An 11,802-nucleotide genomic window follows, 5' to 3' on the forward strand; every position below is an offset into this window, starting at 1 on the left:
GGTTACAGAACGCGTGCGGTTGGGACCGCAAACGGCTGTTGATATGTGCACGCCATGGCGTCCTACGTTTCCGGATTCAGGTGGCGGTTGTGGCCGCGCAGATAGCGGCGACGTGGCGGTGATCCGTCCCACAACAGCCGCCCATGACCGTCAGGTTGGGCAACTGTGGCAGAAGACCGGCATAAAGTGCGCCAAGTTCGTTCGGGTCTCCGTCATCAAGCGTGTCTGATGCGTCAAGCTCCGCGTGGCTCATGCGAGACGCGTTGGCACGGAGCCCCATGATCCGGGATGTCCAATCGCCTTCAAGAACATGCGCGAAGTGGTCCGGGTGCGCACAATTGATCATGAAGTAGGCCGGATACGCATCCGTTGCCTCATCAACCGCGTGGATCGCCTCAGCCAGTGTTTCGCCCGATGGCAGCTGCCCGTTCGTCTCAACAGTGAAAGCAATTGAAACTGGTATACCTAGTGTCTTCGCGGCGCTAGCTATGCCGATGGCCTCATCAACATATGTCATGGTAATCGCAGACACCATGTCAGCGCCGAATTCATCAAACCAGTCGACCTGTGCAGCGTGATAGGTCTCCGCTTGTGCGGCAGACATGACCCTTGTCGGCGCATACCCGTCATCTTGCGGCCCGATTACACCGTTGATGACGAACGGGCACTGCGCAGTCTCATATTGATCCCGCAACCCTGTCAGAGAACAGATCACCTCACGATGAACTGCCCGCAGGTCGGCCTGAGTCATTCCCAATTCCGCAGCCCATCGCGCGCTTGCCCGCCATGTCGGCGTATCCATGATGAAACCACGCATTGCATCGACGGCAATTCTGGCGAAGCGGGCCATGTAAGCATCCATGGCGGCGATCCCGGCATCGGTCTCTAGCGCCTTGAACGCGGCAAAAAGGGGTAAGTCGATCCCGTCATGAAAGATGAGCGAAGTCTCAAGACCACCGTCCGTGATCATCTGCTTGCCAGCCATCTGCGGGAGTGCATTGCGGTACTTCATGGTCTGTCCTTTCGGTCTGTGGCCTCGAATGCGGCGGGTTGTGCAGAGACCTAAGGGACGGCGCTAGGCGTCGCTTGAGATAATCCTGAGAAGAGTCTGAGATTTTGCGGAGCTTTTCCCCGGTTGCGCATTTGGGTATCCTTTGGTCGATGAGGATTGAGATTTCAGATGCCCGGATCGACTTTGATCGGATGACCGCAGAGTGTGGCGATGAACCGCGCCGTCTGACCCGGCAGACGGCTGGAATCCTGCGCGCCCTAGTGGATGCCAACGATCAGATCGTGAGTAAGGATGACCTAATCGACCGGGTCTGGAACGGTCGGATCGTCACCGACGCGACATTGTCTACGGCCATCAAGGAGGCGCGGCACGCGGTCGGCGATACAGGCGCCGAACAACGGATTATCGAAACTGTGCACGGCGTCGGGTTCCGTCTGAGAAAGGCTGCCCGGCACCTTGAAACGCACCCAAGTATCGAGCAAGACGCGCCCTGCCTGCTGGTTCTGCCGTTTCGCATTACGAGCGCCGATCCCGATGCCCGGTTCATCTCTGAAGGGCTCACGGATGAGGTCATCACCAGCCTGTCCCGATTTCGGGACCTAAAGGTTCTTTCACGGGCCACATCCGATGCGGCTCATACGGCAGCGCTCGACCCCTCACAGATGAAACACAAATACCAGGCCGACTATATCGTGGAAGGCAGTGTCCGGCGAACCGAGACGCGCCTGCGGGTCAGCGTTCAGCTTGCCTCGACACAATCTGGTTCTGTTCTTTTGTCCGAACAAATTGACCATGAGGCGACGGTTCACTCGATCTTCGATGCGCAGGATCGTATTGCACAAATCTGTGCCGCACGAATAGCCGGTCCCCACGGGCCGGTAGCACAAGGCAAAGGAGGTTTCACGACAGAACGAATTCATCACGAAAGTTGGACCCTCTTTCGCCTGGTCGCTGATTTCCGCAAGTACTATCGCACCTATGACTTTCAACTGCATGCCGCGTTGCGCGACGCATTTCCACCCGCTCTGGCGCGCCATCCGGATGCGTCTGATGGCTGGGCCGCCTTTGCAGTCCTGTTGCTTGAAGAGTTTCGATACCATGTCAATGAACGCGCTGATTTCGATGCGTTGGCCCCTGCAACCGCGGCTGCCGAAAAGGCGGTCTCTGCTGATCCGCGCAATGCTTTTGCACAGACGGCGCTTGCGATGTGCCGCCTCTATGCCATGGATATCGCGGGGTTCGACGAAGCCTCAGAGAAGGCTCTGGCTCTTAATCCTGGCAACTCGGATGTGCTCTCCGAGATCGGGCATTGTTATGCGTTCATCGGACGAGAGGCAGAGGCTATCGCGCTTCTCGACCAGGCAATCGATTTGTCCCCCGAACATCCGGGCTGGTATCACTTTGCCAAAACGTGGCGCTATACGCGCCTCGATATGTTTGACGCAGCTTTGTTGGAACTACAGCGCCACCCCATGCCCGGCTTCTATTGGTACCACGCGCATCTTGTGTGGCTCTGTTCAGCCGCTGGCGATCTTGCCACCGCCCAGACCGAAGTGGAGATTTTGCGCACCGTTTTCCCAGCATTCGAGGCCCGCGTTATGGACGAGCTTGCGATGTGGGACGCGAACCGCGATCTTGTGGCTTCCGCGCTTGAGCATTGGGCTCAAGCTGGCCTCAAGATCGTCGCGACGGCAGACCCTGCCTCGGCAATATAGCGACAAGGCCAGAGGCCAGAATCGTCAGACCGAGACCCGGGTAGCCTGAGATCTGCAGAATGAACGCGCCAGCGAGGCCGCCAAAGGCAAACCCCAGCAAGTAAATCGCCACGGCCACAGGCGCCCGATCTTGATGAGTGGAAATGTAGAGCGGGAAGAACAAAAATAGAAAAAACCCGTTGGCCAGAATACTCAGGCCGAGCAAATTTAGGTTCGGCGAGATGTAGCTGGCAGCACCCGTAATGGCTGCCGCCAGCAAAGCAAACGTCCGCAACCCCGGCCAATGACAAGATGGAAACCACCCCGCTACTAACGATCCGATTGCTCCTGCAACTAGGCTGAACAGTAGCCATAGTGCCAAGCCGTCCTTGGCACCGATTGATTGGCCGTATAGCTCCAGAAAGCTCCAATAAGCGCCCATCATAACGAAGAACGGAACATACCCAAGCGGTAGACTAGAAGAGGAAATGTGTTTTTGTCGGCGGTCCGCCACAAGCGGATTATCGGCCATGACCATCAGCAGGATCAGGGACGTGGCTGCAAGTATCCACATAACGTTCGGGGAAAATGAGAACAGCACAAGATAGATCGCAAATGAGACGCCAAGACCGAATGTGAGCGCCGCACTTACGAGTTTCAAAGGGTCTTCCACCTGTCGCAGGCCATACAGAGCCCGGTTCGTCGCAAGACCGAGCGCTACGCCCAGCAGGATACAACACAAACCAAGGCCAATCACCGGGAGCCGTTCGCCGAGTGCGAGGATCGCAAACGACGCCGGGATAAATAGTCGAGCGGCGTGAGCAAATTTCCCCCAAATCGGACCCACGCACGCCACTGCCGCGGCGAGAAGGACCAAACTTCCAAACCCGCCCGCTAGGGGCTCTGACACCTGCTGATGGCCTGCCAGCTCAGCCAGCCAGACTGGCATTGTGTTGATGACAATAACGCCAAGACTTAGAGGCATCAGGATTGGTACGTGCTTCATGTTTGGCACTTTCTTTCGGAAGTGGGCCTTCCATCATCGGGTTTTTGCGCCGCCAGCTTATCCTAAAATGAGCCACGCTGACGACCGATGATTTCTTGCAATACGCTGTGCAGGCGGACTTCTAACCTCGGTGTAATTTGGCTAAGACCGCTTTCAATCAGAACGTTAGGTTGGCTCGGTTACAAACCAGCGGAACGCAATGCAGCATGTGCCGCAGTGGCCTCTTCGCGGTCACAGCTTGCCTTGACGAGGATCGGCCCTGAACCGCCGCTGGACGACGAGTGCCGTCGCTGCGGTGCGGCCCGTCAGAAGAGACATTCGCTGCAGTAGCAAAATATGGTGGCTGCCGAATTCACAGCCTGCGCAACAAGGCAGTCATAAGCGCCCCGTGGCGCTTCTGACAGTTTTCGGTACGCTAGTCGCGAAATGTTAGAATGAAATGGATATGCAGTTTGTCGCGATCCAAAGCCCAATTCCAAAGCTGAGATGTGCAAAGACGCTCTTGAGCCGCGCAGCTCGTGGGTCGGGCGTTAACCGTGCCGCCAGCCCCGCTCCCATGCCCGGTTGAAGGATCAGAAAAGGCGCGAGCACTGTAAGAACTCCAAATGCAATCGCAGGCAGCAGGCTTGGCGCTTCAAGCCAGTCCCGACCGACTACGGCCAAAAAAACCAGCGCAAACACGACGCCCGTCAGATAGTGTGCACTCCAGCCTAACAAACGCTCTGCCGGAACAGGGTCGCTGGCCGTGATGTGCCTGTGAACAATCTGCCCCTGCGCGACATGGCCGAGCCAACGGCCCACCATCGCGTAGTTAAGCGATTGCTGAGAGAAGATCAGCTTCTGGGAAAGGGCGACCATATCCATGAAGGCTGTCGCGCCAAGGCCGATCAGAACCGCGCTGAAGAAAATTTCTGTTGTCATGGAGGCATCGACCTTAGTTTCTGTTGATGTTTTGCAGTGGAGGGGCAACATGCAACCTCAAGCCCACTTGAGGTCAAGGCCATGCTCGACATTTCTGAACTTTCTCGCGCAAGCGGATTTTCACCGTCAAAACTCCGCTATTATGAAGAGGTTGGCCTGATCCGGTCGGTGGGTCGACGGGGATTGAAACGTCTCTATGAGGACGAGGTGAAGACAAGAATTTCCCTCATTTCGCTGGCGCAAACCGCCGGGTTTTCACTCGGCGAGATCAAAGAGACGATGGGTTCAGAAGGCAGGCCCGATCTGGATCGTACTGTTCTGGCAGCAAAGGCCGATGCAATCGACGTGAGGATCAAGGAACTGACGGCCTTACGGGACGGCCTTCGCCATGTCATGAATTGCACCGCCGAAAACCATCTGGATTGCCCGCGATTTCAGCGCATCATCCGTGTTGCACTGACGAAGAAGCAGGTCGAGGCGAAGCGTTCCAAAAAGAATCCCGACAAAGGGTGAAGGGATTGAGCGCGGACCTGAGCCAACATTTTGGGGCCGTTGACGGGTCAAGATACTGGGACCCCTGCCGACCGGACGTCACGCGTTTTCTGTTCAGCGTGGTAATTCGCTGAAAGGACAGACATCGTCCTCGAACGGAATATGCCGTCTCCGGAATGATGTTCCCTCGACAACCTCGGGGCGGCTGATCCGATCCATGCGAAAATGCCGGAAATCCTCACGGCTGGGATCCCAGGCCACGAGATACCAGAGCGGCGGCAGGATGAGCATAGCTTGCGGTTCGACTTCGCGGCTTGATTCCCCGCCCTTGGCGTCCCGGTAGCCGAAGCGCAGGTTTTGCCGTTGCAGAAACCCGGTTTCGAAGGCAGGCAAAAGCGCGAGGTCAATCGTGCCCATGTCCGAGATGTCTTGTTTGGGCGACAGCTGACCGACATGTAGACAGTCAAGGAACCTGCGCAGATCCCGCACCTTGTCCGACGGTAGGGCCTTCTCGATCTTAGCAAGCCCCGCGTCGGCGAGACCGGAGAAGGGAAGGCTTCGCGCAGCACGCATGGCCGCGACACTGACGAGAAGCGCAAACACCTCTGTGACCGAGAGACGAGCGGTGGTCTGCACGGATTGCGGATCAAGTCGAACGCCCCCGCCGCGCCCACATTCGGAATGGATGACAAAGCCCTGGTCACGCAACGCCCCGATATCGCGCAATACCGTTCGTCTGGACGCACCGACCTGACTGGCCAGCTCGTCGACCGTTGCGGTTCCATTACGGCGAAGGGTGCGCACGATGGCATCATGTCGGAGGCGGATGTTCATTTATTCACTATAGCACTTTCAGTGACAAATTTTGTCACCGTAGGGTTCTAAGTCGATCCCGGTCCACTCAGCAAGGAGAATGAACATGACGTCCCGAGACCAGAATACATCCAACGGCGCATTGCCGAGCATCGTCAATCCACCGCACCTGCATGATCCCAGGCTAAACGGCTATAGCACGGCAGTCGTGTCTCCCGCTGCGGGACAGCTTGCTTTTATATCAAGACAGGGCGGACAGGATAAAAACGGTTACCTATCGCCGGAGTTCGGCAACCAGGTTGAGCAGGCCTACTCCAATCTGGCTGCCGTCCTCGACGCGCTCGGCGCTCTCCCCAAACAGGTCGTGAAGCTGACCGTGTTCGTGGTCGACCACGATATGTCGAAGCTCGGCGTGCTGACCGAAAACCTGAAGCGGATGTTCGGCGAGACACTGCCCGCGCAAACGCTGATCCCCGTTCCGAAGCTTGCCATCGACCCGATGCTCTTCGAGGTCGAGGCTGTTTTGCTTTTGGATTGAGCGCTCGATTGCGGCGGCGACTTGCCGACGCAATCACAAACGCTACCTGGGTTATGAAGTGGAAGCTGACGTCCGCAAACTGCGCAGCATCGGTTACTGTTGGGCTCGATGCTGACTTCGGAGCTATCGTGGCATCTTTTTGACTGCCCGACCTCGCTCAGGTTTGAGCGGCCCTTTCCTGCCGGTGGCCCTGTCTTTAGGATGCTGCGGTCGCAGCCCACATTGCCGCCATTCGCGGCACCGCCAAAACATGAACTAGAATTGATCCTAGGATCGGCGACAAAATTGACCGGGCTGGAACTTGTTCGAAAGCACCCTGCCCGCCTCAACCCAACTTCCTCTGAGAAGACCCTCGCAGAAACTGTCATCTACTGGTTATGAATCCTAACCTTAGTTGGCAGGCTTTGGAATGAGACCCGTAAACTCGTTCAACGGAGCGCTGATGGGGTTGGTCTGAAATACCTCCCGGTTCTCCAACAAGCGTGAAAACAGTTGCTGAAGATGGGTTTGCCTGGCAGCAGGGTCTGCAAGCTGTTCCTGAGTACGGGCCAGGAAACCACGGACTCTAGTGTCCAGTTCGGTCACCGGATCTGGGTTTTTCAGCAACGTCAAAAAGTCATCTTCCGCCGCAGAACGATTTGATTCTGCTTCAAGGCTGGCGATCACCACTGCACGAAGCGTATCCGGCAATTGCGACAGTGATGGAGACCTCACTTCCTGTGGAACATGTCGCAATAGGGAAGCCCGCTCTTGGGAGAAGAGCGGTGTTTCGACATCAATGGCAAGCACGGCGGCAATGAAAGCATCATCGACAACCCCGCGTCTGTTGAGGCGTTCAACCATTCGGCGGTCGAATTCCGACGGTTCTGGCCCGAACCAAGGGAACAGAGTATCGCGACCCGGCATACACTCTGTGCCGATACTGTTGTCGGAAAGCAGTTCCTCATATTCTTCGAGCGAAAGGCCGAGGTTGCCGGGTGTGAATACGTTGGTGACAAGACCCAACCCGCCAAACACCGGCAGATCAATGTCGCGCATCTGAAAGATGTTCACGAAGAAACTGTCGGGAATGTTTAGTGCGCCCGTTGCACGATCGGTGAGGCCACCTTCGTCCAGCCCGGATGTTTTGTTGGAGCTTCCCAGATTTAGTTCGGTAGGCTGAAACAGGCTATCGATCAAGTTTGGCAGGTCAGAGACCAGCACGCTTCCGTCTGAGGCGGTGTCAATGTGATCGCGTATATCCGCGTCCGCGAACCGTTGCAGCGAAGATTGTATGGAGACCTCGAGAATTTGAGCGCCGTTCAAGCGGTTGCCCAAAAAGTTGGTATTGGCAATCGGCCAGCTTTGCACACCGGGAAACAGATAGAGAGCTTCAAAGGTGTTGGGCAGGCTGTGCCAGTGGTTCCAGGGGAAAGTGAACTCTTTCATCACTGGCCCACCGTTCAAGTGGCAGGATAGGCAGCCCTGCGAAAGGTGACTTGAAGAGGCCGTGTCAAGCTCGCTGGAACTGTTGCGGAAACGCCAGGTTCCTCCCTCAAGTTTGTAGTAGTTATAGGTGCCATGCGTAGCATCCCAGGCGACGACTTCGATATCTCCTACCGGGTTGTTGGGGGTCATGAAGACCGAAAAGAACACATTGTTGTCCAGAACGATGCCGCTCGGTGCGTGGGTGCCGTTAAATGAAATAACCATTCGCCGATTAGATGGACCGCATTCGGTCGACAAGGCACTGCGGCCAATCTGTTCTCCCACCACAAAACTCTGGAAGTCTGATCTGCCACCCTCCAGCAATGTGTTTATGACTGCAGTAAGTGACCGAGGTTGAGGTGCGGACTGAATGGCGATTTTAAAAAACGGGTCGTCAATCTCGTTAAGCAGCGGTGCTGGAATTGTTGTGGGAGGGCTGGCGTCAGTTGGCTGATGCAACAGTTGTTGGGCCTGCAACGGTGCTGCAATGGCAATGATGAGCGCTGTCAATTTGAGTTTCATCTTCACCTCCATCAACCAATACGCGCATCGGGGCGCTGAAGGTTTTCTTTGCCCGTGCGTGCCCATTCCGGAAGGTTTGCGTCATCCGCAATTGCAACCGTTGCCGCCACGAACAGCTTGTCCGCTACCTGAGAGCCGCTTGTGATCGGATCTCCGTCCAGCTCTAGCTCACCCGCTCCGCTGACCAGCAGGGTCCCTCGGCGCCCGTTTCGGCTCACAACCCAGCGGGGATTTACGGCTGATTGATCGTTTATGTCGATCTGGGTACCATCAATCGCCCAGTTGCCTTCGAGGCGCTGGATAAAGATGCCAATTGGATCGACCAACGAAAAAGATCGGGACGCGCGAACTTGCTGCTGGCAAGCAGTACAAATCTGGGGATCGGATTGTCGCCCCGGTACACATGCTCCACCAACATTCGCGCAAACTTCGGACGCTGGAAGCCCCGTTCGCTCGATACCGCAGAAAGCAGCGAGGCCAAAAAGCGCAGGTATGGAATTCACCGGAGTGGTAAGCGCAAGAATACCCTTCTGCCCGTTATTCCATGGGTTATTGCGCAGATGGTTTAGAAACAGAATCTCGCGTTGTCGGACCGTTGTTCCTGCCAGGTTGCTGCGGCCGTACAGCTCCGAGTTGGTCGGGGTTGCGCCTTGATTCATGGACTCAACCGCAGTCTTGATTCCGGTCGGTGACACCCCTGCCAGCACGCCAAAGTACTCACGAAACTCAGTTGTAAAGGATATGCGATCTATGTTTCCGCCCGGAGCACGGAAAACGGACCACTCAACGTACTCCTCCTGCAAGTTGCGGTCGGCATCGATCTGAGCAGCCGTTCCTCCGACACGAATTGGAAAAGCTTTCCATGGAATTGTAGCCTTTGCGCGATCAGCTGTGTCGACGTCAAGAATAGCGTCAATCCAGGTAAACGCGCTGTCAGGTTGCTTGGCCGCGCTTCGATACTCCGCCTCGACAAGACCTCGCCATTCGCTGATTGCGCGAAAACGAGACAGGTGATCTGATCCAGACGGATCTGAATAATTGAACATGGGAAACCCCTAAAATAGAATAACTGAAACAAACCCAGTGTAGCATAGCTGTGACTTCGCTCAAAATGACCGTAGGCGCACAATTCAGATTGCACTGTGAAACTATTTTACTTGGCCAGACCCATGGCAGCCCCTTCGTGGACAAGCAGTATCGGGTGGTTTGTTTATTAACTCGGCGTTAGCCTCGTTTCCCTAGTCAAGCTGGCACCATGGTCAAAGTTTCCGCCGTCGTTAGGGTGCTTTGTCCATTCTTTATATCATTCTTGGGCACATATTTCTGAGAGCGGCGCGTTGCGCCGAGTGGAACGTTTGGGTTCGGAAATAACCGCGGAGTTCACTTTCGTCATGCCCAACGCGCTCTTTTCAGGCCTCGAAGCATTTGGTGCGGCCATGATTGCGGACTTTCGCCGTGGCCGTGAAATCGGGAGATGATCGAACTCACAATCTGCGGACGAAAGCACACATTGATGAAGCTGGTTTGAGTGACCGCTATGGCGCTTCGCCGCGCGCAGGCTGCCGCCTCCCCCACTGCGTGGCTCTTTCCAGCGCGTAGGCGAGTTCTTTCCTATCGATTTGCTGCTTTTTACTCGGCGTCCGGACATGTCCTAGTTGTTGCACCAGCACCAGTGGGTCGCGCAGGATGGTGCCATCGCTGATTGGCACTTCCCATAACCGCAAAGGCATCTCCTGGATAACCTGTTGTCGCCATCAGACTACTCAGGATCTGGCGTTGCAGAATGCCAGCGAGCTCTTCCAGATAGGCGGCAGCTCCTCGCTTTGATGCCATGCCCAGGCTCAACACGGTCTCTTTCTCGACAAAGGCTTCCATGGCCCGGCAAACGCCTTCTAGGGCCTGCATCACTAAGGTATCCGGCCATCGGAGGAAGCGCTTTTGCCCGGATGCGACCTGATGCGAACGCACAAGCCTTTCGGTGAATTTCCCGATCAGGCAAATCACATTGTAGAAATGGGTGACAGCGTCGGGCGTGGGGTTGTCCGACATCAGATCGAAGACAGCCGCATTCGACACATGGATCAGGATTTCCGCCGTCCGCCCCCTTGCTGCCCGATCGGTGGGTCGGAGCCATCTCTGTCGGTCTTTCTTTGCCAGCCACTCGCCCATTACCAGAAGATGCTGGGACAAGGCGTGCCATTTGGGAAGGATGATCGGGTCATCGCTCGGCTCGAAGCGGCAACGCAGGGTGAGCGCGACAGCGTCCGACGTCAGTCGGTGCACCTGAGTTGCACTTTCTGAATCGCGGGTTGCGAGATCATGCGCCTCGTTCAGCATGCACCGCGCAGCGCGCGTGCCGAGACTGTCCAGCGCAAGGTCGGTCAAAATGGCGTCTTCGTCGGGCCGCCGCGCTTTCTAGCCCAACTGTGCAGAGAAGATCGGCCAGCCCGAGACTCGAGTATCCGGACACCCTCGCGATAGATCTCCACGTCATCGCGCGCATCATCCGGCGCAGGTCCCGTCGCTGATCGCATCGGAGCCCCATCAGTTCACTCAGTCGAGACCGATGATCGTTGTACAAAAGCCGATCGCCGCTTCCCCGTTGCCGCGCTTGAAACGGCCGAAACCGCAGTCGTCCAGATACACGACGATCCAGCTTTCGCAACTGACAAAGCTGAACTTTTCATCCTCGTACGAAAAATTTCCGCGATAGTTGAGATACGCCTGACCGATAGCCCCCAGTCGTTTTGGCGATGCTTGACTCGCGAGATAACAGCGTCGATGGTTCCGTAGAGCGAGCCGAGATACATGTTGCAAATGGGACGCTCGACTCTTCCGACCAATCCTTGACGAGGCTCTGGACCTCACGAATGTCGCCTCGGTCCAGCCGTGCGAGCGCCCCGCAATGAAGGACCCGATGAACCGCTCCCATTGGAAACTTCGTCTGAGGTAACGCTTCAGATTCTCGGAGACGGTTTTGAAACTGTTCGCATCCTCTGACGTCATCCGGACGTGCGTTCTGAAAATGCTCGCCAAGCACCGCGGCAAATTCTACCAACAAACACGCATGATGGATTTGGTGGTGATTGCGTCCATGCCTTGCAAAGTCATGTCATTTCGGGCCTTCTAAATGGTACGCCGCTGGGAAACACTGCCCGGACTATCTGGACGTGATCCGCATCGAAGAGACTATCTACCGTTCAGCCGCGGAAGGAAGAAAGATCACCCTGGAGACGCCGTGAAGGGCCAAAGCAGCAAAACCCTTTCCAGCACGCAGCGCGCCGTAAGAGAGCTGCGGCGGATGATAGTCTCCGGAGAACTGGCCGCCGGAACCGAC

The 11,802-nt window shown here is 56.3% G+C and carries 10 protein-coding genes; 3 read left to right on the plus strand and 7 right to left on the minus strand.

The genetic code is table 11. The features are described 5' to 3' along the window. Nucleotides 1-76 precede the first annotated feature (76 nt). The gene (locus tag ACR0BU_RS13175) at nucleotides 77-1,012 is read right to left on the minus strand and encodes a homocysteine S-methyltransferase family protein (protein WP_480737769.1); all 936 of its coding nucleotides are present in this window, start codon (nucleotides 1,010-1,012) and stop codon (nucleotides 77-79) included. Nucleotides 1,013-1,116: 104 nt separating this feature from the next. Between ACR0BU_RS13175 and ACR0BU_RS13180 the strand changes: the two genes are divergently transcribed. Continuing rightward, nucleotides 1,117-2,727, plus strand: coding sequence for a winged helix-turn-helix domain-containing protein (locus ACR0BU_RS13180; RefSeq protein WP_480737771.1), 1,611 nt, complete (start codon nucleotides 1,117-1,119; stop codon nucleotides 2,725-2,727). On the opposite strand, the gene ACR0BU_RS13185 is transcribed toward ACR0BU_RS13180, so the two are convergent. Next, the gene (locus ACR0BU_RS13185) at nucleotides 2,687-3,712 is read right to left on the minus strand and encodes a hypothetical protein (RefSeq protein ID WP_480737773.1); all 1,026 of its coding nucleotides are present in this window, start codon (nucleotides 3,710-3,712) and stop codon (nucleotides 2,687-2,689) included. The genes ACR0BU_RS13180 and ACR0BU_RS13185 overlap by 41 nt on opposite strands. Nucleotides 3,713-4,141: 429 nt before the next feature. Beyond that, nucleotides 4,142-4,633 carry a DUF2938 domain-containing protein gene (locus tag ACR0BU_RS13190; RefSeq protein ID WP_480737775.1) on the minus strand — a complete coding sequence of 164 codons (492 nt, stop codon included), beginning with the start codon at nucleotides 4,631-4,633 and terminating at the stop codon, nucleotides 4,142-4,144. An 81-nt stretch (nucleotides 4,634-4,714) separates the two neighbouring features. On the opposite strand from ACR0BU_RS13190, the gene ACR0BU_RS13195 reads away from it, so the two are divergent. After that, entirely contained in the window at nucleotides 4,715-5,146 is a 432-nt protein-coding gene (locus tag ACR0BU_RS13195; RefSeq protein ID WP_480737776.1) for a helix-turn-helix domain-containing protein, read from the plus strand. A gap of 93 nt (nucleotides 5,147-5,239) precedes the next feature. On the opposite strand, the gene ACR0BU_RS13200 is transcribed toward ACR0BU_RS13195, so the two are convergent. Next, entirely contained in the window at nucleotides 5,240-5,959 is a 720-nt protein-coding gene (locus ACR0BU_RS13200; RefSeq protein WP_480737777.1) for a helix-turn-helix transcriptional regulator, read from the minus strand. A gap of 85 nt (nucleotides 5,960-6,044) precedes the next feature. Between ACR0BU_RS13200 and ACR0BU_RS13205 the strand changes: the two genes are divergently transcribed. Then, on the plus strand, nucleotides 6,045-6,476 hold the full coding sequence (locus ACR0BU_RS13205; RefSeq protein ID WP_480737779.1) for a RidA family protein: 432 nt from the start codon (nucleotides 6,045-6,047) through the stop codon (nucleotides 6,474-6,476). Nucleotides 6,477-6,866: 390 nt separating this feature from the next. Here ACR0BU_RS13205 and ACR0BU_RS13210 read toward each other — a convergent pair whose 3' ends face one another. The 3 genes from ACR0BU_RS13210 to ACR0BU_RS13220 form a co-directional block, all read right to left on the minus strand. Further along, nucleotides 6,867-8,465: a hypothetical protein gene (locus ACR0BU_RS13210; protein WP_480737780.1), complete on the minus strand. Its 1,599-nt coding sequence runs from the start codon at nucleotides 8,463-8,465 to the stop codon at nucleotides 6,867-6,869. An 11-nt stretch (nucleotides 8,466-8,476) separates the two neighbouring features. After that, nucleotides 8,477-9,511, minus strand: a complete 1,035-nt coding sequence (locus ACR0BU_RS13215; RefSeq protein ID WP_480737781.1) for a hypothetical protein — start codon at nucleotides 9,509-9,511, stop codon at nucleotides 8,477-8,479. A gap of 583 nt (nucleotides 9,512-10,094) precedes the next feature. After that, complete coding sequence (locus ACR0BU_RS13220; RefSeq protein ID WP_480737782.1) at nucleotides 10,095-10,850, minus strand: hypothetical protein; 756 nt, start codon at nucleotides 10,848-10,850, stop codon at nucleotides 10,095-10,097. Nucleotides 10,851-11,802: the final 952 nt, after the last annotated feature.

It is taken from the genome of Ruegeria sp. CK2 (genome assembly GCF_056536585.1).

Bases quoted from the DNA above. Each gene is read 5' to 3' on its own strand.
- ACR0BU_RS13200 (WP_480737777.1), bottom strand. From the start codon at position 5,959: ATGAACATCCGCCTCCGACATGATGCCATCGTGCGCACCCTTCGCCGT.
- ACR0BU_RS13215 (WP_480737781.1), bottom strand. From the start codon at position 9,511: ATGTTCAATTATTCAGATCCGTCTGGATCAGATCACCTGTCTCGTTTT.
- ACR0BU_RS13190 (WP_480737775.1), bottom strand. From the start codon at position 4,633: ATGACAACAGAAATTTTCTTCAGCGCGGTTCTGATCGGCCTTGGCGCG.
- ACR0BU_RS13195 (WP_480737776.1), top strand. From the start codon at position 4,715: ATGCTCGACATTTCTGAACTTTCTCGCGCAAGCGGATTTTCACCGTCA.
- ACR0BU_RS13210 (WP_480737780.1), bottom strand. From the start codon at position 8,465: ATGAAACTCAAATTGACAGCGCTCATCATTGCCATTGCAGCACCGTTG.
- ACR0BU_RS13175 (WP_480737769.1), bottom strand. From the start codon at position 1,012: ATGAAGTACCGCAATGCACTCCCGCAGATGGCTGGCAAGCAGATGATC.
- ACR0BU_RS13185 (WP_480737773.1), bottom strand. From the start codon at position 3,712: ATGAAGCACGTACCAATCCTGATGCCTCTAAGTCTTGGCGTTATTGTC.
- ACR0BU_RS13205 (WP_480737779.1), top strand. From the start codon at position 6,045: ATGACGTCCCGAGACCAGAATACATCCAACGGCGCATTGCCGAGCATC.